This window comes from Neotamlana sargassicola (assembly GCF_020523965.1).
Classification (GTDB): Bacteria; Bacteroidota; Bacteroidia; order Flavobacteriales; family Flavobacteriaceae; genus Neotamlana; species Neotamlana sargassicola.
In genome coordinates, this window is sequence record NZ_JAJAPX010000002.1 from 674628 (window position 1) to 697513 (window position 22886).

Annotated in this window: 18 protein-coding genes; 8 read left to right on the forward strand and 10 right to left on the reverse strand. The window is 33.3% G+C overall.

The window, feature by feature from the left end; genetic code table 11:
• A complete protein-coding gene (gene pepT, locus LG651_RS07540; RefSeq protein ID WP_226695519.1) occupies nucleotides 1–1239 on the reverse strand; it encodes a peptidase T in 1239 nt (412 codons plus the stop codon).
• 131 nt (nucleotides 1240–1370) lie between these two features.
• Between pepT and LG651_RS07545 the strand changes: the two genes are divergently transcribed.
• Complete coding sequence (locus LG651_RS07545; RefSeq protein ID WP_226695520.1) at nucleotides 1371–2408, forward strand: quinone-dependent dihydroorotate dehydrogenase; 1038 nt, start codon at nucleotides 1371–1373, stop codon at nucleotides 2406–2408.
• Here the strand turns inward: LG651_RS07545 and LG651_RS07550 are convergent.
• A complete protein-coding gene (locus tag LG651_RS07550) occupies nucleotides 2401–3549 on the reverse strand; it encodes a zinc-dependent metalloprotease (RefSeq protein WP_226695521.1) in 1149 nt (382 codons plus the stop codon). The genes LG651_RS07545 and LG651_RS07550 overlap by 8 nt on opposite strands.
• Nucleotides 3550–3813: 264 nt before the next feature.
• On the opposite strand from LG651_RS07550, the gene LG651_RS07555 reads away from it, so the two are divergent.
• From LG651_RS07555 to guaB, 7 genes are all read left to right on the forward strand, one after another.
• Entirely contained in the window at nucleotides 3814–4674 is an 861-nt protein-coding gene (locus tag LG651_RS07555; RefSeq protein WP_226695522.1) for a hydroxymethylglutaryl-CoA lyase, read from the forward strand.
• A gap of 104 nt (nucleotides 4675–4778) precedes the next feature.
• A complete protein-coding gene (locus LG651_RS07560) occupies nucleotides 4779–5978 on the forward strand; it encodes a DUF4856 domain-containing protein (RefSeq protein ID WP_226695523.1) in 1200 nt (399 codons plus the stop codon).
• Between the two features lie 90 nt (nucleotides 5979–6068).
• A complete protein-coding gene (locus tag LG651_RS07565) occupies nucleotides 6069–7157 on the forward strand; it encodes an imelysin family protein (protein WP_226695524.1) in 1089 nt (362 codons plus the stop codon).
• Between the two features lie 53 nt (nucleotides 7158–7210).
• The gene (locus LG651_RS07570) at nucleotides 7211–8587 is read left to right on the forward strand and encodes an HTTM domain-containing protein (protein WP_226695525.1); all 1377 of its coding nucleotides are present in this window, start codon (nucleotides 7211–7213) and stop codon (nucleotides 8585–8587) included.
• A complete protein-coding gene (locus LG651_RS07575) occupies nucleotides 8568–10985 on the forward strand; it encodes a TonB-dependent receptor domain-containing protein (RefSeq protein WP_226695526.1) in 2418 nt (805 codons plus the stop codon). The genes LG651_RS07570 and LG651_RS07575 overlap by 20 nt, the downstream gene beginning before the upstream one ends.
• A gap of 147 nt (nucleotides 10986–11132) precedes the next feature.
• Nucleotides 11133–13871 (forward strand): outer membrane beta-barrel protein, encoded by a 2739-nt coding sequence (locus tag LG651_RS07580; RefSeq protein ID WP_226695527.1) that lies wholly within the window; start codon nucleotides 11133–11135, stop codon nucleotides 13869–13871.
• A 170-nt stretch (nucleotides 13872–14041) separates the two neighbouring features.
• Nucleotides 14042–15514 carry an IMP dehydrogenase gene (gene guaB, locus LG651_RS07585; protein WP_226695528.1) on the forward strand — a complete coding sequence of 491 codons (1473 nt, stop codon included), beginning with the start codon at nucleotides 14042–14044 and terminating at the stop codon, nucleotides 15512–15514.
• A 51-nt stretch (nucleotides 15515–15565) separates the two neighbouring features.
• On the opposite strand, the gene LG651_RS07590 is transcribed toward guaB, so the two are convergent.
• The 8 genes from LG651_RS07590 to LG651_RS07625 form a co-directional block, all read right to left on the reverse strand.
• On the reverse strand, nucleotides 15566–16540 hold the full coding sequence (locus LG651_RS07590) for an MBL fold metallo-hydrolase (RefSeq protein ID WP_226695529.1): 975 nt from the start codon (nucleotides 16538–16540) through the stop codon (nucleotides 15566–15568).
• Between the two features lie 128 nt (nucleotides 16541–16668).
• Nucleotides 16669–17241 (reverse strand): type 1 periplasmic binding fold superfamily protein, encoded by a 573-nt coding sequence (locus tag LG651_RS07595; protein ID WP_226695530.1) that lies wholly within the window; start codon nucleotides 17239–17241, stop codon nucleotides 16669–16671.
• 10 nt (nucleotides 17242–17251) lie between these two features.
• Complete coding sequence (locus LG651_RS07600) at nucleotides 17252–19651, reverse strand: TonB-dependent receptor (protein ID WP_226695531.1); 2400 nt, start codon at nucleotides 19649–19651, stop codon at nucleotides 17252–17254.
• A 50-nt stretch (nucleotides 19652–19701) separates the two neighbouring features.
• Nucleotides 19702–20040, reverse strand: coding sequence for a hypothetical protein (locus LG651_RS07605; RefSeq protein WP_226695532.1), 339 nt, complete (start codon nucleotides 20038–20040; stop codon nucleotides 19702–19704).
• Complete coding sequence (locus LG651_RS07610) at nucleotides 20033–20341, reverse strand: DUF6787 family protein (protein WP_226695533.1); 309 nt, start codon at nucleotides 20339–20341, stop codon at nucleotides 20033–20035. The genes LG651_RS07605 and LG651_RS07610 overlap by 8 nt, the downstream gene beginning before the upstream one ends.
• A gap of 34 nt (nucleotides 20342–20375) precedes the next feature.
• Nucleotides 20376–20819 (reverse strand): DUF6146 family protein, encoded by a 444-nt coding sequence (locus tag LG651_RS07615; protein WP_226695534.1) that lies wholly within the window; start codon nucleotides 20817–20819, stop codon nucleotides 20376–20378.
• 298 nt (nucleotides 20820–21117) lie between these two features.
• A complete protein-coding gene (locus LG651_RS07620) occupies nucleotides 21118–21753 on the reverse strand; it encodes a DUF937 domain-containing protein (protein WP_226695535.1) in 636 nt (211 codons plus the stop codon).
• Between the two features lie 117 nt (nucleotides 21754–21870).
• A complete protein-coding gene (locus LG651_RS07625) occupies nucleotides 21871–22821 on the reverse strand; it encodes a D-2-hydroxyacid dehydrogenase (RefSeq protein ID WP_226695536.1) in 951 nt (316 codons plus the stop codon).
• Nucleotides 22822–22886: the final 65 nt, after the last annotated feature.

Genomic DNA, 22886 nt, shown 5'->3' on the forward strand with positions numbered 1-22886 from the left:
CTATGCTTTAACTGCGGTTAACTCAGCAATTTTACAAATAACTTCGGTGGCTTTAATCATACTTTCTACCGGAACATATTCGTAACGTCCATGAAAATTATGTCCGCCAGCAAAAATATTAGGGCATGGTAAACCCATATAGCTTAGTTGAGAACCATCGGTGCCGCCACGAATAGGTTTTATAATAGGTTCTATATCTATTTGCTTCATGGCTTCTTCGGCAATATCAACAATATGCATAACAGGCTCAATTTTTTCCTTCATATTAAAATATTGATCTGTAATAACGGTTTCAATAACTTCTTTACCATATTGCGAGTTTAGCTCATTGGTAAGTTTTACCATAACTTCTTTTCTAGCCTCGAAATGCATTTTATCGTGGTCTCGAATTATATAATGCAATTTAGTTTCTTCAACATTACCGTTAATATTATGTAGATGGAAAAAGCCTTGATAATCTTCAGTATGTTCTGGAGTTTCAATTCTAGGTAATGAGTTTATAAATTCTTGAGCGATGTACATGGAGTTCACCAATTTATCTTTGGCATAACCAGGGTGTACAATTTTACCTTTTATAGTTACCACAGCGCCTGCAGCATTAAAATTTTCGTATTCTAATTCGCCAATTTGGCTGCCGTCCATGGTGTATGCCCAATCGGCTCCAAATTTTTTAACATCAAATTTATGAGCGCCACGACCAATTTCTTCATCTGGTGTAAAGCCAACTCTAATTTTTCCGTGTTTTATTTCAGGGTGATTAATTAAGTATTCCATAGCCGAAATTATTTCACAAATTCCAGCTTTATCATCGGCACCTAAAAGGGTAGTGCCGTCGGTTGTAATTATAGTTTGATTTTTGTATTGTAATAAATCTTCAAAATAATCTGGCGATAAAACAATATTTTCAGCTTCATTTAAAACAATGTCTTTGCCATCGTATTTTTCAATAATTTGAGGATTTACGTTGGCTCCTGTAAAATCTGGAGACGTATCAAAATGAGAAATAAAACCAATGGTTGGTACCTCGTGTTCCACGTTGCTTGGTAAGGTTGCCATGATGTAGGCGTTCTTATCAATCTCGACATCTTGCATGCCAATAGTTTTAAGTTCTTCAACAAGTTTATTAGCTAAATCCCATTGTTTTTCGGTGCTTGGTGTAGTGTTCGATGTGGGGTCAGATTCGGTATCAACAGTTACGTAACTTATAAAGCGTTTTATAATATGGTCTTTTGAAATCATGCTGTTTTTCGATTGGGTTAGGTGAAGAAATTATCAGTTATTTTCGTGGTACTAAAATACAATTATTAATTTTTTGTGTTTAGTAATTGGTTGATTTTTTATTTACACTTACTTTTGCACAAACCATACAGATGTACAAACAATTACTTCGTCCGTTATTTTTTCAATTCGATCCAGAAAAAATTCATCATTTTACCTTTTCATTAATAAAATCGACCTCTAAAATACCTGGTATTCCGTCACTTTTTAAAAGTTTATATGTTATCGAAGATGAGCGATTAGAACGCAAATTGTTTGGATTAAAATTTAAAAATCCTGTTGGGTTGGCAGCGGGTTTCGATAAAAACGCAGTGTTGTATAATGAATTAGCGAATTTTGGTTTTGGTTTTATAGAAATTGGTACGGTAACTCCAAAAGGACAAGCTGGAAATCCTAAAAAACGATTATTTAGGCTAAAGGATGATAAAGGTATTATTAACCGAATGGGTTTTAATAACGAAGGATTGGAAGCCGCTATTTCTCAACTAAAAAAGAATAAGGGTAAATTAATTATTGGGGGAAATATTGGTAAAAATACCCAAACAAAACCCGAAGATTATACCAATGATTATTTAGAGTGTTTTAATGCATTGCATCCTTACGTTGATTATTTTGTACTTAATGTAAGCTGCCCAAATGTTGGTAGTCATGCTAAATTAAACGATAAAGATTATTTAGAGGAATTAATTGCAGCTGTACAAAAGGCTAACAATACTTTTGATTTACAAAAACCTATTTTACTTAAAATTGCACCCGATTTAAACAATAATCAATTAGATGAAATTGTTGATTTGGTTAAAGAAACTAATCTTGATGGTGTAATTGCTAGTAATACATCAACAGATAGAAGTCATTTAAAAGCTTCAAAGGAGCGATTAGAAGAAATTGGTAATGGTGGTTTAAGCGGACAACCTATTAAAGATAAAAGTACGGGCGTAATTAAATACCTTTCAGAAAAAAGTAATAAGTCTTTTCCAATAATTGGAGTTGGTGGTATTCATTCTGCTAAAGATGCTCTAGAAAAAATTGAAGCTGGTGCCGATTTAGTTCAAATTTATACTGGCTTTATTTACGAAGGGCCAAGTTTAATTAAGCAAATAAATAAGGCTATTTTAAAGTCTACTATTTAATGAATTTTTTAACGACGCTATTGTACGCATCGTTTAAAGAAATTAAGTAGCTTCCTGCAGGTAATTGATTTACATCTATTTCGGCCGAAGATAATTCGCCTCTTAATACTATTTGGCCTTGTAAATTCGAAATTCTATAATTTACAGCGCTTTCAAACGATGTTAAATTAAATTTTAGTGTACCCCCGGAAACAGGATTGGGGTAAATACGAATCTCAGAAAGTACATTTACGCCAGATAAGTTTAAATCATCTGTAGCAAAATCTTCTTTAACTAATTTATAATAGGCATACATTCTTGCAAATTGCTCGTTCGAGAATTGTGATCTACAAGATTTATTTGCGTAAGACATGATATTTGCAGTATCTGGTGCATACATATCTCCATTTGTGTCTATTAATCCGCCAATATAGTTACAATTAGCATCTAAATTCTGGGCATTTAAACCAGGATCTGCAGGTGTATCGCAAATACCATCGCCATCTGTATCGCAGTTGCTTCCATCAACCAATTCAGTTGTATTTCCATTGTCGCTCCAGCCGTGTGTGTGAACCAGTGAAAAAATATGCCCAATTTCATGAGCTAACGTCGATGAGTTTGTCGCGCAACTTGATTTCATTGCAATTACATTAAAACGTTCTTCTGTAAAACCACATATGCTTTCTCCAGAGCTGTTTTCTAAAAAATCAATGAAATAAATATTAATTGCTTTTGTTGAGTAATTACTGCTTAACAAAGATTGCTCATTGCCTTTTTTAAAATGATAGAGTGCATCATTATTAATGTAATTTATACCTTCATAAAGGTAAAAACTCATAGAGGCATTTTTGTAAATTTCGTTTAAATTTTCAATAGCATCATCTAAATCATTGGCATGAAAGTCTGAAGCGCCATTCGAGGTCCGTATAATATGAGCCTTTATTGGGATATAATTTAATTCAGTTTTAGTTGAAGAACCTTTTGCTGTTTTAATATTGAAAGCAGTTTCATATTTTTCAAGGTCAGGTCTTAAGCTTTTATAGTATGCTGCACGTTCGTTTGAAATTGTAGTGCCACAAAAACTTTGCGCCAACGCAAACGTTGAGCTCAGTAGAAGTAAGATACAAGAGAATAATATGTTTATTGCTTTGGGACTTTGCATACATCAAAGTTAAGCGGCAGTTATTGTTTTGTGAAAAAAAGACGATAAAACCATATAATACTCGTTTAAAGTATTAAATGCTAAGTTTTTAGGTTAAATTGCAATTTGTTTTTATTGATTTTTTGTGATAATATTTAAAAATATGATGAATTAAAAGCTATAATAATAGGAATTTGATAATTGGTTGAAAATTTGGAAATTTGAGCTATTGTATTTTGTGAATTTAATAGCTTATATTTAACCGTATTTTTTTGAGTTATATTAATGAGTAAAAGCATCAAAATAATTGAGTGTCCTCGCGATGCTATGCAAGGTATAAAAGCCTTTATTCCAACCGAGAAGAAAGTGCAGTATATACAGTCGTTGCTGCGTGTTGGTTTCGATACTATAGATTTTGGAAGTTTTGTATCGCCAAAAGCCATTCCTCAAATGGTTGATACGGCCGAAGTTTTATCTCAATTAAACTTAGAAAATACAACAAGTAAGTTGCTAGCCATTGTTGCCAATGTTAGGGGAGCACAAGATGCTTCAAAGCATAAAGCTATTAATTATCTCGGATATCCATTTTCTATTTCCGAAAACTTCCAAATGCGTAATACGCATAAAACAATTGCTCAATCGGTCGATACCCTAAGCAAAATTTTAAATATCGCAGTTAAAACCAACAAAGAAGTGGTGGTTTATATTTCTATGGGGTTTGGTAATCCTTACGGCGATCCTTGGAATGTTGATATTGTTGGCGAGTGGACTGAAAAATTAGCAAAAATGGGCGTAAATATTATTTCGTTAAGCGATACTATTGGTAGTTCTACACCAGAATCTATTAATTATTTGTTTTCAAATTTAATTCCCAATTATAAAAATATTGAATTTGGTGCACATTTACATACAGCACCAAATTTATGGCACGAAAAGGTTGATGCGGCGTACAATGCGGGTTGCAAGCGTTTCGATGGCGCTATAAAGGGCTATGGTGGCTGCCCAATGGCAAAAGATGAACTTACCGGAAATATGCCAACAGAAAAACTATTATCCTACTTCACAGCAAAACATGTTAATAATTTGGATGCCATGAGTTTTGAAAGTGCTTACAACGAGGCGTTGAAAATTTTCAATAAACTTTAAAAGTTTAACATTTATTTAGATTAATTAAAAATTTTCTTTTTTAATAGAGAAGTGCATATTATATTTGCTACGAATTATTTTAAATTAATCTAAATAAACCGAAAATGAAAAAGATTGTTTTAAGCGCTCTTGTTTTAGGGAGTTTCTTTGTATCCTGTTCTAACGACGATAATGGTGGTGATTCTGGAGTAGTAGCTCCTGCATCTTATGCTTTCACTAGAGATGGTGAATCTACAGTAGATTTTAATGGACAAACCACTAGAATTTTAATGGGAGAGGAGTTTTTACCAGCTTTAATGGAAACCAGCAATACCGAAGCACTTTTAGATGCTATGTTTGCTCATGCTGAAGGAGAAAGCGATTTTAGCGATGCCGATTTAAATGCCTCAGATAAAAATATTAGAAGTAAAACAGCGGCTTCAACCGATTATTTTTCTGCAAACACAACAGATGCAAGCGCTATTAAAGCAGAGTTCGACTCTTGGATTGCAGCACAAGTTGATGAAGTTTTCCCTAATTGGGATACCGATGCTGTTTCTGGTACTGCTGGTAAAATTCAAGAAGCTGGTGGTGGTTCTACACGATATGTAAGCGCTAAAGGTTTAGAGTACAACCAAGCAATAAATAAAGGTTTAATAGGAGCTTTAATGGTAGATCAAGCTTTAAACAACTATTTAAGTCCTGCGGTTTTAGATGCAGGAACAAATGTAGCAGATAATGATGCCGATGTTGTTGCCGATGGAAAATCGTATACAAACATGGAGCATAAATGGGACGAAGCTTACGGTTATGTTTATGGTTTAAACGCCGATGCAGCTAATCCTAATGCAGATTTAGGTGCAGATAGTTTCTTAAATAAATATATTGGTAGAGTAGAAGGCGACGAAGACTTTGCAGGAATTGCAGACGATATTTACCAAGCCTTTAAACTGGGTAGAGCTGCAATTGTAGCTAAAAATTACGATGTTAGAGATGCTCAAGCTGAAATTATTAAAGAAAAAATATCTGAAGTTATTGGTATAAGAGCTGTTTATTACCTATTACAAGGAAAAATAAATTTAGGTGTAGATTATGCTTCTGCATTTCACGATTTATCTGAAGGTTTTGGTTTTATTTATAGCTTACAGTTTACAAGACAACCAAATTCAGAAGAGCCATATTTTACTAAAGCAGAAGTAGATGCTTTTATTGCAACCCTAACAGAAGGTAATGGTTTCTGGGATATTTCTACCGACGACTTAGATGCTATGGCTACAGAAATTGCCTCTCGTTTTAACTTTACAACAGAGCAAGCTGAAAGTTAATTCACTTACATAATAAATGAACTTTTTTAAGTTGCTGTTGTATTAATTTACAATAGCAACTTTTAGTATTTTTGTAAAAAAAAAGTAAAAATGAAAAAAATTATTCTAGGAACTATAATTGTTGGCTTCATAATAGCTTGTAGTTCTTCATCTGGTGGCAGTGGAGGAACTACCGATAATTACGACAGAAGCGCGCTTCTTGTAAATTTAGCCGATAATATTATTATTCCAGCCTTTCAAGATTTAGAAACTGAGCTTTCTACTTTAACAGAAGCTAAAAACAATTTTGTAACTACCCCAAACCAAGCCAATTTAGAGGTTTTAAGAGCATCTTGGTTAACTGCTTATACAGCATGGCAGTATGTGGAAATGTTTGATATCGGTGAAGCAGAAACTACGCTTTATGGTTTCCAAATGAATATTTACCCAGCAAATATTGACGATATTTCTGCAAATATAAATTCTGGTTCTTACGATTTAACACATTCAAACAACAACGATGCCGTTGGTTTTCCTGCTGTAGATTATATGATATATGGTTTAGCCGATAACGATGCCGATATATTAACGTTTTACCAAAGTGAAAACTATACAAGTTATCTTTCAGATTTAATAGATCAAATGGAAAGCTTAACATCAAGTGTTTTAACAAACTGGACTAGTTCTTACCGTACTACCTTTGTAAGCCAAACAGGGAATACAGCAACAAGCTCTTTAAATAAATTTACAAACGATTTTATTTATTATTTCGAAAAAGGATTAAGAGCGAATAAATTTGGCATTCCAGCAGGCGTTTTTTCTACAGATCCTTTACCAGAAACAGTTGAAGCATTATATGCCAAAGCATTTTCAAAAGATTTAGCTTTAGAAGCTTTAAGTGCTGTTGAAGCTGTTTTTTATGGTGATGCATTTTCAGGAAGTGGTTCTGGTGAAAGTTTTAAAAGCTATTTAATTAGCTTAGATAGAGCAGATTTAGTAACCGAAATTACAACTAAGTTTGAAGATGCCAGAGAAAAAATTGAAGCTTTAGATGATAGTTTTTACGATCAAATAAATACTGATAATACAAAAATGACTGAAGCTTATGATGCGTTACAGTTATTGGTGGTATCTTTTAAAGTTGATATGTTACAAGCCTTCGATATTAGCGTTGATTATGTTGATGCCGATGGCGATTAATTTTTAAAATATTTTAATTAAAGGTTGCTTAAAAGCAACCTTTTTTTGTTAAAATGAACATGAGTTTAAGCTCGTATTTAAATAAAAAAACAAATGCAGCACCACTAGCAGTTTTTAGAATTGCTTTTGGCATCATGATGTGTTTAAGTATGGTGCGTTTTTCGTATCATGGTTGGATAGAAACCCTTTATTTACAGCCTAAATTTCATTTCTCTTATTATGGTTTTTCTTGGGTTAAACCAATTGGTAATTACACCTATTTACTTTTTGTAATTTGTGGGCTTTCGGCATTATTGGTGGCATTTGGGTTAAAATACAGAATAGCCATTATTACCTTTTTTTTAAGTTTTACTTATATTGAGTTAATGGATAAAACGAGCTACTTAAACCATTATTACTTTATAAGTTTATTAAGTTTTTTAATGATTTTTTTACCAGCTAATGCATACTTTTCGGTGGATAATTTAATTCGGAAAAAGACTTTTAAGAACGTTCCTAAGTGGAGCATAGATAGCATAAAATTACTACTTGGAATCGTCTATTTTTATGCTGGTTTGGCAAAATTAAATTCCGATTGGTTATTTAGAGCACAACCTTTAAAAATTTGGTTGCCTTCAAAATACGATTTACCCATTATAGGCGATACTTTAATGCACCAAACTTGGTTTCATTATGCTATGAGCTGGAGCGGTATGTTGTACGATTTAGGTATTCCTTTTTTATTGCTTTATCGTAAAACCAGAATATTTGCTTTTATTTTAGTGGTGTTTTTTCATGTGTTTACACGAGTTTTATTTCCCATTGGTATGTTTCCGTTTATCATGATTGTAAGTTCATTAATATTTTTTGAGTCGGACTTTCATCAGAAAATAATAAGTTTTTTAAAACGTGTTTTAAATAAGCTCTCATTTAGTTCTAAACGAGTACCTCATTTAAAAATCTACGATTATGGCACTATAAAATTTAAAAAAGCAACACTAACTATTGTTGGGCTGTTTTTTATTCTGCAATTAACAATACCATTTCGTTATTTGCTTTATCCCGGGGAATTATTCTGGACCGAAGAAGGTTACCGTTTTTCATGGCGCGTTATGCTTATGGAAAAAATGGGAATTGCTACTTTTAAAATAGTTAACGCAGAAACAGGCGACTTTTTTTATGTTGATAATAGCGATTTTTTAACACCATTCCAAGAAAAGCAAATGAGCTTTCAACCCGATTTTATTTTAGAGTACGCACATTATTTAGGCGATCATTTTACGTCCCAAGGGCATAAAAATGTACAAGTGTTTGTAGATAGTTATGTGGCACTTAATGGACGTTTAAGTGCGCCGTTTATTGATAAAACCGTAAATTTGTACGCCCAAAAAGAATCGTTTAAATCAAAATTTTGGATATTACCTTTTAAAGATGACATTAAAGGACTTTAAATTTATTATAGCACTAATTTTTAGTGTATCTGCTTTCTCTCAACAAAACGTTACCGGTGTGGTAACATTTCAAGAAAAACCTGTAAATGCTGTTAATGTTTACGATAAAGATTCAGGTTTATTAGCCATTACAGATGCCACAGGAACCTTTAAATTTTCAACAGATAAAATTAAATTAACTTTAGTGTTTTATGCTTCAGAATACGAAATAAAAGAAGTTATAATTAACGCCAAACAAGCAAACAATTTAAAAATTGAATTATATAGTTTAGCCACCGAATTGTCCGAAGTGGTTGTAAATGCCAACAAACGAAAAGCATTCGAGCTAAAACGTTTAAACGATGTTGAAGAAACTGCTATTTACGCCGGTAAGAAAACCGAAGTGGTTTTAATCGATCAATCTATGGCGAATTTGGCAAGTAATAATGCGCGCCAAATTTATAGTCAAGTAGCGGGTTTAAATATTTACCAAAACGACGATGCCGGTTTGCAGTTAAATATTGGTGGTCGTGGCTTAGACCCAAACCGAACGGCTAATTTTAATACTAGACAAAACGGTTACGATATTAGTGCCGATGTTTTAGGTTACCCAGAAAGTTATTACTCACCACCTGCAGAGGCTTTAAGCGAAATTCAAATTGTTCGTGGTGCGGCTTCGTTGCAATACGGAACGCAATTTGGTGGCTTGGTTAATTTTAAATTTAAAGACCCAAATCCTTCAAAACCGTTTGAGTTTATTACTAGAAATACTTTAGGAAGTTTTGGCTTGTTTACAAATTTTACAAGTGTTAGCGGAACAAGCGATAAACTCAGTTATTATGCTTATGCAAATTATAAAAAAGGTGATGGGTTTAGGCCAAATTCTGAGTTTGAATCGATAAACACTTTTGCTCATTTAGGTTATCAACTTTCCGAAAAAACCAAAATTGAAGGCGAGCTTACGTATTTAAATTATTTAGCAAAACAAGCGGGCGGTTTAACCGATGATATGTTTTACAACGATCCTTATCAAAGTAATCGCGCTAGAAATTGGTTTAAAGTAGATTGGTTACTCTATAATTTAAAATTAGCCCACGAGTTTAATGCCAATACCAATTTTACGTTTAATTTTTTTGGATTGAATGCGTCGCGAAAAGCTTTGGGCTTTAGAACAAACCGTGTAAGTCAAGTAGATTCTGGTGAAGAACGCGATTTAATTGTAGGCGATTTTAATAATTTTGGTTTCGAGTCTAGATTACTAAGCGAGTACACAGTTTTAAATAAAAACGCCACCTTTTTAATTGGAACTAAATTTTATAAAGCCAATAATTACCAAAGACAAGGCCCTGGGAGCGATGGTGCTGATGCTGATTTTAATTTTTATAATGATGCATTTCCTAATTATTCAGATCAATCGGAATTTGATTTGCCAAACTTTAATGTTTCTGTATTTGGAGAAAATATTTTTTATGTAACCGATAAGTTTTCGGTAACACCAGGATTTAGATTTGAATATATTAAAACCGAAAGTGAAGGTTTTTACAAAAATATAAATACAGATGCTGCTGGAAATGTAATTTTTGAAGAAGATGTTGCTGATAATAGAAATTTTGAACGTTCGTTTGTGTTATTGGGCATTGGGTTAAGTTACAAACCTAATAGTAGTTTAGAGTTTTACGGAAACGTTTCTCAAAACTACCGTTCGGTTACATTTTCCGATATAAATATTGCGAATCCTGCTTTTTCCATAGATCCAGATATTACAGATGAAGAAGGTTTTACTGCCGATTTAGGTATGCGAGGAAACTACAAAGGTTACGTGTCGTACGATGCAGGTTTATTTAGTTTGTTTTACAACGGAAGAATTGGTTTTGTACAAAAAGAAGCTGCCGATGGAAGTGTAACAAGCCAACGTGGTAATGTTGGAGATGCAGTTATGTTTGGCGTAGAATCTTTATTCGATTTTAATTTGAAAAAGATTTTTGGTTTAAATAATAATTATCAGCTTAATTATTTTATAAATACGTCTATTATAAATTCAGAATATATCACTTCAGAAGAACCGGGAGTAGAAGGTAATAAGGTAGAATTTGTTCCCGATTTAAATTTAAAAACAGGTTTAAATGGTGGTTACAAAAACCTACTGGCAAGTATTCAATATACCTATTTAGGACAACAGTTTACAGATGCTACAAATGCAACGGCAGGAAGTATTAGTGGTGTTATTGGAGAAATTCCAGCTTACGATATTTTAGACCTATCGTTATCGTACAAATACAAAAAATTAAAGCTTGAAACAGGTGTAAATAATGTTTTAGATAATGCCTACTTTACAAGACGTGCAACCGGTTATCCGGGACCGGGAATTATTCCTTCGGCGCCCAGAAATTGGTATGTTACTTTGCAAGTTAAGCTATAATACAGGGGGATTTAAGTGAATAAATCACTGGTTTACTTTGAGATATAAAAATTGCGAGTTAAAGATTCTTTTAAGAGTTTTTTAACATATTGAAATTAAACGTTGTAAGCAATATGTAGTCTTAAAATAAACCAACCAATCACTAAATTGAAAAAAACACTTATTTTCCTTGTGTTAAGCTTTTCTACAACGTTGTTTGCGCAAAAGTTTACGCTAGAAGGCTTTGTTAAAGATAAAGATTCACTTACTCTAGAAGCTGCTACAGTTTATTTGCAAAGCATATCCGATAGTATTCCAATTGCTTACGGTATTACCAATAGAGCAGGGAAGTTTTCATTACAAGTAAATACCTATAACGAGGCTAAAGCAATTTTTAATATTGCTTACATGGGTTATAAACCTTATAGTAAAGTTATAAACGCACCAAAAGGCGATGCTTTAAACTTGGGGACATTGGTTTTAGAGGATCAAGCCGAAGCTTTAACTGCAGTTTCTATAATTGCAAAAGCACCACCTGTAGTAATTAAAAAAGATACGATTGAATATAATGCTGATAGTTTTAAGAGCTTGCCCAACGACAAAGCCGAAGATTTACTAAAAAAACTTCCAGGTGTAGAAATTGATGCTGATGGCTTAATAACAGTAAATGGTGTTGAGGTTGAAGCTATAAACGTTGACGGCATGCCGTTTTTTGGCGAGAAAAATGGAGAAATAGCTTTAAAGAATTTACCTAGTGGGGTTATTAGTAAAGTACAGGTTACAGATTTTAAAACAAATTTGCAAAAGTTTACTGGTGAAGAATCGGATTCTGGTACAAAAGAAATCAATTTTAAAATTAAAAAAGGAAAAAACCGAGCCATGTTTGGCGATGTTAAATTAGGCGCCGGAACAGACGATAAATATCAAGGGAATGCTAATGTTTTTCAGGTAATAGATGGTAAGCAACTTGGGGTTATTGCCGGAACTAATAATATTAACATGTCACGCGGTTTTAATGCTTTGCCTAATACCGACACCAGTACCGGGTATTTAGAATCCGATTTTGTTGGAGCCAATTTTAGCAAAGGGAAATGGAACGAAACCCGTATAAATTCAAATTACAACTACAGCGCGCAAGATCGTGAAACAGCGCAAATGAGTTACAGAGAGAACTTTTTACCAGATTTAAACTATATTACAGAGTCTGAAAACAGAGGTTATAACGAATCGGATAGCCATAAGGCCAGAGCCGATGTGCAGTATATTGTAGATCCTAAAAATAAATGGTCTAAAAACCGATTTAAAATTTCCAACGAAACTAATTTTAATACATCAAATACAATATCTGGCTCCGAAAACGCAAGCACATCGTCGTATAGCGATGGAGCGCTGGTAAGCGATTACATATCTCGAAATAATACAGAAGCTTCAAGTTATAATATTCAAAATAATTTCGATGTAACACCATCTCAAGGTGGTGGTAATTACTTTAATATAGGTGTAAATACTAATTTTAGTAAATCGAATAGCGATGTAAATAGTTATTCTGAAAATGTTTTATATAACAGTAACGACACCATAATTCAGAATCAAGAAAAATACAACGAACATAAATCGAGTAACATTAATGTAAATACAATTTTAGTAAAAGAAGTGTTCAACGATTTTAGGATAATGCCGCGGTATTCGGCAACAGTACATACGAGCTCTACCGAAAATTTTATTTATGATTTTAATGAAGATTCTGAAAGCTATAACGATTTTAATGAAACCTTAAGTACCGATAGTAAATATGTTACAACAACGCTGCGTCCGTCGTTAAAATTAAGATACGATTTAAACGATATTAGGTTCGAGATTGAAGGTGCTCACACAACCACTTATAGGGATTTTAAAGATGCGTTAATTGAAGCGCGAAATTTTAAGCGGGATTTTAAATATGTAACATTTGGTGGGCGTATTCGCTATCGCGATGAAAAAGGTTATAAACGCATTTCTTTAGATTATAATCAGGATGTAAATTTACCATCGGTTAGCCAATTGCAACCCGTAGAAGATGTTAGTAATATAACCCACATTCGAGTTGGAAACCCAGATTTAGCACCGCAAGTAGACCATAATTTAAGGTTTCGTTATCAAAACAATATCGCCTTTCATAACATAAATGTTTCTGGCGATGCACGAGCCGAATTTACTAAAGACAAAATTATAAACTCAACTATAACCAATTCCGATTTAAATAAGTATACCACTTATACTAATTTAAATGGCGACTATAATTTGCGCGGCAATGCTTCGGTTTCAAAATCGTACTTCAATAAAAAAATTAATTTTAATTTAAATGGAAGCGTTATGGCAAGTTTCGATAATAGCTTGTCTTTACAAAACGGACTTAAATTTACGGCTCAAACTACAACCATTCGCCCAAGGGTTTCGGTAAATTGTTTGTATAACGAAATTATAGATCTTAGCACAAGCTACAGTTATTCAACTGTAAAAAGTATTTATGATACCGATAGTTTTAACGATAACAGTTATTTTATTCAGAATTTACAATTTAACTCCTCAATCTTTTTTATAAAAGATGTTTTGTTTGTTACTAATAAAGTGTCATATCGCTACAATAGTCGTGTAGGCGACGAGTACGATGCCGATGCTGTTTTTTGGAATGCTGGCTTAGGGGCAGAACTATGGAAAAATAAAGCTACTGTAACATTTGTAGGTTACGATGTTTTAGGAAAAAACAATGGCTATCGACGCACGGTAACCGATACTTATATACAAGATGTTGAAAACCGAATTTTAGAGCAGTATTTCATGCTTAATTTTACCTATAAATTTGGAAGTTTTGCTGGTCAGCGTATGAATTTTGATTCGAATAGTCGCCGTAGAGGACGTCGCGGTTAGAAAAATCCTTAAATGTTTTTTGGGTTATTTTGATGAAGTTGAGTTTATTCGTTTTTGTTTTTAAGTTAAGAATGAAAGATGGAATTAACTTAACATTAAATTTAGAATCAAATTAAAAAATGAAGCTATAAATTATGTATATTTGCACGCAATTATAACGTAATTGCAACATGAACGCACATCTTAACAAAATAGTAGGAGAGGGACTAACCTACGACGACGTTTTATTAGTTCCAGCTTTCTCCGAAGTTTTACCTCGCGAAGTAAACATTCAAACAAAATTTACAAGAAACATTACCATTAATGTGCCTATTATTTCGGCGGCTATGGATACTGTAACCGAAAGTAAAATGGCTATTGCTATGGCGCAAGAAGGTGGTATTGGTGTGCTTCATAAAAACATGACTATAGAGCAACAAGCTCTAAAAGTACGTCGTGTTAAGCGTGCAGAAAGCGGTATGATTCTCGATCCGGTTACTTTACCATTAACAGCCAAGGTAAAAGATGCTAAGCAAAATATGGCAGAACATGGTATTGGCGGTATTCCTATTACAGACGATAACGGTATTTTAAAAGGGATTGTTACAAACCGTGATTTACGTTTTGAGCATGATGACGAAAGATTAATTACCGATGTTATGACTAGTGAAAACTTAGTAACTGCAGGCGTTGGTACATCGTTGGTTGATGCTGAAGCAATTCTTCAAAAACATAAAATTGAAAAACTACTTATTGTAGACGATAATTATAAACTTACAGGTTTAATTACGTTTAGAGATATTACTAAATTAACACTTAAACCTATTGCTAATAAAGATGAATTTGGCCGTTTACGCGTAGCCGCTGCCATTGGTGTAACAGGTGATGCTGTAGAGCGTGCTGAAGCTTTAGTAAATGCAGGTGTTGATGCTGTAGTTATCGATACGGCTCATGGACATACAAAAGGTGTAGTTGGTGTTTTAAAAGCTATAAAAGAAAAATTTCCAACGCTTGAAGTTATTGTAGGAAACATTGCAACGGGTGCTGCTGCTAAATATTTAGTTGAAGCTGGTGCCGATGCTGTAAAAGTAGGTATTGGTCCAGGGTCTATTTGTACAACGCGTGTGGTTGCTGGTGTTGGTTTCCCTCAGTTTTCTGCGGTGTTAGAGGTGGCTGCTGCTATAAAAGGTAGTGGTGTTCCTGTAATTGCCGATGGAGGAATTCGTTATACAGGCGATATACCTAAAGCTATTGCTGCTGGAGCCGATTGTGTGATGTTAGGTTCGCTTTTAGCAGGAACAAAAGAATCTCCAGGTGAAACTATTATTTACGAAGGACGTAAGTTTAAGTCTTACCGTGGCATGGGATCTGTTGAAGCAATGAAAGAAGGTAGTAAAGACCGTTATTTTCAAGATGTTGAAGACGATATTAAAAAGTTAGTTCCAGAAGGAATTGTAGGTCGTGTACCTTACAAAGGCGAATTGTTTGAAAGCATTCACCAATTTATTGGCGGTTTACGTGCAGGTATGGGGTATTGCGGTGCTAAAGATATTGAAACCTTAAAAGAAACAGGGCAGTTTGTAAAAATTACAGCGAGTGGTATTAACGAAAGTCATCCGCACGATGTAACCATTACTAAAGAATCTCCTAATTATTCTAGATAAAATTAGATTATATATTTTAAAAAAAGGCTTGATTTTTACTCAAGCCTTTTTTTATAGTTTATAAATATCATGAATTTGCGCAATATTAAAGCCTGCTTTTATAACAGTTTGTGCTTCTTCACTATTTAAATTAATTACAGGATTGGTGTGGTTAAAATGTATAAATACAATTTTGTTTTTTTTAGAAAGTGGTAAGTTTTTAAATAAATCTAAGCTTTCTTGAATGAAAGGATGGGGAATTGTAGACATATCGCGATTATTTAACTCTTTACCACTAAAAAATGTGGCGTCAACAAAGGCGTAATCAACAGTTTTAATTTCTTCAATTATGCTTTTTTTCCATTTACTCCATTTATCAATGTCTGGGATAAATAAAGCGGATTTGCTTTTACCTTTTATTTTATAACCAACAGTTTCGGAATACTCGTCTCTGTGTGGTACTAAAAAAGGCGTGACCTTTAGGTTGTTGGTTAAAGTTATTGTTTGCTCATCATGAATATTTTTTAAAATAATATTTTCAGTTTTAACTAATTGGCTCCAAGGTCCGTTGCTTTCTAAAAATGTTTTCATTTTAGGCATGGCGTAAACAGGAACTTTACTGGTATTCATAGCTTCTTTACCCAAATACATTAAGCCTGTATAATGCCCAATGTGTGCATGTGTTAAAAATATACCGTCTGGAATTTCGTTGGTGTTTTTTATGTCTGGATTAACAAGCGCCTTAGTTTGAGAAACAAAATCGGGTGAAGCTTCAAACATATATTTCTTTTTAAATTCATTATCAATTAAACCTAAAGAAACCACCTGTCTGTTTTTATCTGGATTATTAAAAAGTGTTTTGCAGCACTCTTTTTGGCAACCAATTTGTGGCGAACCAGCATCTTGAATGGTTCCAAGAATTATTATAGCTGTTTCATTTGGGTTTATTTGGGGTGTTGAGGTTTTTGTATTGGATTTAATGTTTTTCTCTTTACATGAAAAAGATATAAGTATTACTAAAAGGAGCGCTATTCGAGTTCGGTGCATTATATAAACGTTTTATAATGTGCCAAGGTATTAAAATTGAAAACAAGTATGCAAGTTGGGTGTAAATAAAAAAAGCAACTAAATTAATAGTTGCTTTTTTTAACTGTATTACAAAAAGATATTTAAGTTTACTCTACCTCAATAGCGAAAGTTACTTCTACGTCTGTGCTACCACCTGCATTTTCAGAAGTTCCATCGTTTGGTTTTGTAGGTTCGTGCTTTAAAACAATAGTTAAAGAACCTGTACCTGCTTCACCTGTTGTAAAAGATGTGTCAATTCCAATTGGGTTACCGTCTTCATCAACATCGGTTTTTGTGATTACGATATCTGAAATGGTAGAAGTATAGAAAAATTCGTGCTCGTCACCTTCTTCTTCAACTTCTTCAGTAATGTCTTCAGCAGGATCTTCTGTTTCGTTTAATAATTGAATAGAACCAGAATACTGTGTATTAGCTACAAAACTTCCAGAAACTTCAGTAGTTCCGTCTGCACCACCATCACCGTCTAAATCTTCAAAAGTAAGGGTTACCGTGTTTCCATTTGCATCTTCTAGGGTATAAATAACTGTTGTTATAAGTTCTTCTTCGTGTTCGTGATCATCATCGTGATCGTCGTCACTAGAACAGCTAACTAAGGCTAAACTAGAGATAAAAAATAAGGCTAATAATTTTATTGTTTTTAATGAATTTATTTTTTTCATGATTTTTGTTTTAATAATTTATTTTGATTTTTAAGTTAAAGTTTCTTCCTAATTCATCGCCAAAATACCTCAGTCTATTAAGGTATTCTCTGTATGATGTGTTGAAAATATTTTCAACGTTAAATTCAACTTTTAAAGTTCCGGTTTTAAATGCTTTAAAATTAGCAGAACTGTTAAAACTGAATAGCGAGTAGGCCGAAGGCGGTGTACTAATATCTACATAAACATAATCGTCTACAGTAGCATTGTAAGTGTAAAAATTGTAATCTGGATATCTTTTTTGTTGTAATACAGTTTTGTGGTTTAAACGAATAGATAACTGATTTAAATTTTTATTATAATAAGTAATACTATTAGAAAAATTTGTGGATGGCATTTGTATAAGCGGAATATCATCGGTTAAATTATCGCCTTGAAGTAAGCTTATACTGCCACTATAATTAAATTTTGAGTTTAGTTTTACGTCTAAATCTATATCAATACCAAAAATTCTGGCATCAACTTGTTCGTATTCCCAAACCGGAAATGCACCACGAACTGTGGTAGTTATGCCAGCAGGTATTAATAGAATGTAGTTGTTTATAGCATTGTAATAAGGGCTAATGGTAAAACCAAATTTTTGACTGTTACGCTGTAAAGAGAACATAAATTTATTGGCTACTTCTTTACCAATAGTTAATTTTCCTGTTTCAATTCTAGCAGCACTATGGTGTAAACCATCACTAAATAATTCTGATGGATTTGGCATTCTAGAGGCTAATCCGTAGTTAAAAAATAGTTCGAAATCGTTACTAAAATGCCTAGTGTAACCTAAGTTTGCAGAAAAATTATGAAACGTAAATTCTGGATAGGTTAATGTTTCAGAATTATCGGTTGTTCCAGATTCAAATTCTGGGAATAACTCATCGTAATTGTAAGTTTCTTCCCAATCTGTGGTATTATACCATTTTACGGCTTCAATTCTAGAAAAGTCATATCGGACACCTGCACTAATATCATTAAACAAGTCCATTTTATAATTTGCTGTAGCGTAAACACCGGCATCATATTTTTCGTAATCTGGAATAAGTGGGCTCGCACCGGTTCCTGAAATTGCATCGTTTTGCTGGAAGCGTAATAAAAAACCTGTGTTTATCTCAAAATCATCAATAGCATCAATTAATAAGTTGGGCTGAAATGAAGTTGTAAATAACCTTAAATCTATTACAGGTGTATCGCTATAATCGCCTCTTCTTAAATCGTATTCTTTTCTACGATTTATTTGAAAGTCGTATTGCGCAGTTAGTTTTCCTAAGCCTTTAAATCGCTTGTAAGCTTCTACTTTTGCTAAATGATGTAAAATACTTTGCTTTGGATAATCTATGGTATATGAAAAATCGTCCGCTATACTTGGTTCTTCATTATTAATAGTTGTAACCAAATCGTTTACATTACCAATGTGCGACGACTTTAGTATGGCAAACTCGTTACTTACAATACTATAATAGGCATCAAACCCTTTTTCAAAACTATTATAACCAAACGCAACCGAAGCATTTAAGTTTTTTGTTCCAGTATTCGTTAAATAATAATCTGGCGCTTTAAAATCGCCAAATTGCTTATAGTTTGCTTGAATTTTTCCATAAAAACCCGATTTGTAAGTTTTAATAAGTTCGCTGTTTACAATGCCACCTAACCCATTAGAGTTAAAAGACAAAGTACTGCTACCAAATAAACTATCTATGGTCGCATATTTTTTAGGCTTTACTAATATTAAACCACCAATGGCGTCGCTTCCATATCTTAAAGTTGTGGCGCCTTTTACAACTTCAATGCTATTGGATGCATTGATGTCGATGTTAGGTGCATGCTCGTCTCCCCATTCTTGATCGAATAGACGTACATTGTTATTAATAATTAAAAGACGACTACTGTGTAAGCCATGAATCATTGGTTTTACAATTGTGCTTCCGGTATTTAATGACGATACTCCGCTAATAGTGTTTAAAGCATCTCCCAACGATTTATCTGTGAAATCATCGATAGTTTTTTGTTTAAGCGATCGCGATATACTAGTATTCTCTGCTCGAATAGTGGTATTAACAACAACCTCGTTAAGCTCATCTAAATGATGCTCTAACAAAATGGTTTCAAAAGCATTTTCTTTTATTTCTATAGAAATTATTTGAGTTTCACAGCTAATATGAGAAACTTCTATAGTTATAACTTTATTGCAAAGATTTTTTAAAGTAAAATTTCCATTAATATCGCTTACGGCATAATTATTAGTGTTAAGTACTTTAATTGCTGCATTTTCAATAGGTGTTGCATTATGAAAATCTATAACTTCACCTTTAAGTGAATATTCACAATTTTGACTTAGTACAACCGCATTAATTAGAAAACATATTACTACTAATATATTTTTCATTTAATAAAATAAATGATTACTAAAATGGTTTAAAGTGTATTTGTTTTATATTAAATATGCACAGGAGGTGCTCTTAAAGAAAAAGATAAATGTTGATGATTTGCTAAGAAGTTGTATGCTTTAGCTGATATTTTATTTGAAGCTAAAATATTTAAATATGTAAAGCATTGTGTAGGAAGTGTGAAAAAATGATTAAGTTGAAATTTTTGAAAATCGCAATCAAAATCTGTTTTGTGAATATGTGTTGAAGCACTTTTAGTGCAACAAATATTTATGTGCTCATGATGCTCAAAAATATGATTTAACTTAACTGCCGTAGGGGCAAACAAGGCACCTGTAACTACATGAGTTAAAATTTTAAAAACAATATGTTTAGCTATTTTATTCACTATCCTTTAAAAACTTGAATCCTAATCTTCGAAGCATTTTTTTTTCGAAATTCCAGAAAAACTTATGTTGCCCAAAAATCCAGCCAAAAAACACCAGCAAAAATTGATAAACAACGAAAAGCAAAAGTATACGAATTACCCAGTAAAAAAAAGGATTTAACGTTTCTGTAGTAATATTTAAGAAACTTAAAATGGGTTTGCCTATATAAGAAGCTGTAGAACCTGTTATGGCAAATACAATAAAGATAATGGCTATTTGCCAATTACTTGTAATGCCCCAACGCTCTTTTAACTTTTTCAATTTTGAAATTTTTACCAAAAATAAGTAAAAGCTTTTAAATTCTGGGGATAAAGCTTCCCAACCTTTGGTTATATTTTAATTGAAAATAAATAAAGTAATTATATAGTTTGTAATTTACTTCATAGCCATAATCTATATTTGGTTGGTAGTCTATTTGTAATTCGTATAAGTTAGGGCTAAATCTGTTAGGTTGTAACACGCGGTTATTCCATTCAATAACATATTGGTAGTTGCGCGATTCCATAAATTGCTGCGAATAATAACCTTCTGGTCGTGCTGTACTGGCAAGCCAATAGTTGTAGCCAGGTTCAATAATTATAATGTCGTACTCTACTTTGTCGCTGCTAATTTTTACAGTGTCGTTATTTTTTAAGTTTTCAAGTTTTTCGTTCGATATGTTCTTGGATGCCGTTTTTGGGGTGTTGCAATTAAAAACAACAAGTGCGACGAACAGCAGTGAGTAAAGTAGATGTTTCATAACTTGAATTTATTCTATAAGTTACAAAATTTGTTGCTAAAAACTAGGATTTATACCAGGTTTAACAAACCTAACTATGACTATGCAAAGTAATTTGTAATGTTGCACCTTAAATTCTAATGTCATGCAGAGTGCAGCGAAGCATCTCATTCATTGCGGTGTTTTTTAATAAAAAAATGCCATTTAAAGAATAACAATTTTTCTAAGCTTAACTTAGAGTTCGTTTGAACTTTAAATGACAAATTTTATTTATTAATTACGCTTTCGCGTTTTCTTAATATGATTTGCGAGTCTGGTTTTATTTACCAAAAAGGCCACCTAATAAGCCGCCAATACCACCTTTGCTTTTATTACCACTTAGTAACATACCGGCAACATCATCAACAACACTACCATCTCCATCGGCATCTAAAATTGACTCTAAAAAGCTTTGTTCTTGTCCTGCAGAACTTCCGCCTAATAAACCGCCTAATAAGTCTCCAATACCATTAGAACTGCTTACGTTTTGTTGTTGTGTTTGTTTCCCTAAAACCCCCATTAAAATTGGAGCAGCTACTTTCATAATGTTACCAACAGACCCGGCATCTAAACCTGCTTTTTGGCCTATTACTTGCTCTACACCTTGCTGCTTACTCCCAAGAATATGCCCTAAAATTTTAGAACCATCGTTAGTGACAGATTCATCGACACCACCATCAAATAAACCACCTAAATTATCAAGGATACTACCGTTGTGTTTCCCATTTAATGCACTCATTAACCCCTCTGCACCTTGAGGTGTAGAAGCATTGCGTTGCATTGCTTTCATTAATACCGGTAATGCCATAGTAAGTACACTGCTTGTTTTGCTTTGGTCGTTACCAGTAGATCCTGCTACACCGCTAATTATTGTTTTTCCTAGGTCGCTGTTTAATAAATCTAAAATTCCAGACATGTTATTTTTATTTTTTTTAATGTGTTAAACAAAATTGGTTAATCAATTTACAAAAAAAGTCCTAACCTTTTATAGTTAGGACTCAATTTATGTATTTAGGTCACATTTTACAGTTTCTTATCCAAGAATACTAATAATTTGCGACGCTAATTCTGTACCAATTCTGTCTTGCGCTTCATTAGTGGCTGCTCCTGTGTGTGGTGTTAACGACAAGGCAGGATTCATTAATAATTGCATTTCTGGTTTAGGTTCTTTTTCAAAAACATCTAATGCAGCTCTTGCAACTTTACCGCTTTCAATAGCTTTTACTAAAGCCACTTCGTTTAATACACCTCCGCGAGCGGCATTTGCAATAATAACACCATCTTTCATTATGTTAAATTCAGCTTCATCAATTACATAATCTTTTTGTGCTGGAACGTGTAATGTTAAAAAGTCTGCTTGTTTTAAAACATCTTCTTTAGATATGGTTTTAATTTCGAAGTTAACTTTTTGACCGTCGAAAAATTCTAACTCTAAATTAGCTTCTTCCATAAACGGATCAAAAGCAACAACTTTCATGCCGGCACCAAGAGCTACTTTTGCTGTAGCTTGACCAATACGACCAAAACCTAAAACACCTAAAGTTTTTCCTTTTAATTCTGTGCCTTTAGCATAAGCTTTTTTTAAGCCTTTAAAGTTGGTGTCGCCTTCTAAAGGCATTTCGCGGTTAGCGTTATGTAAAAAACGTGCTAAACCGTAAAGGTGTCCAAAAACTAATTCGGCAACAGAGTGCGACGAAGCAGCAGGTGTGTTAATTACGCTTAAACCTTTTTCGCGAGCGTATTCTACATCAATATTATCCATACCAACACCACCACGACCAATAATTTTTAGGTTTGGGCAGGCATCAATTAAATCTTTTCTAACTGTGGTAGCACTTCTAACCAATAAAACCGAAATATCGTTTTCGTTTATATAGTTTATTAATTGTTCTTGAGCTACTGTTGTGGTAGATACTTCGTATCCGGCTTTTTCAAGGGCATCAATACCACTTTGAGAAACACCGTCGTTTGCTAGTACTTTCATTTCTGTAAGTTAAAAATTAAAAGTTAGAAGTTAAAAGTGATAAAACCATTAGCTTAAACTTTTTG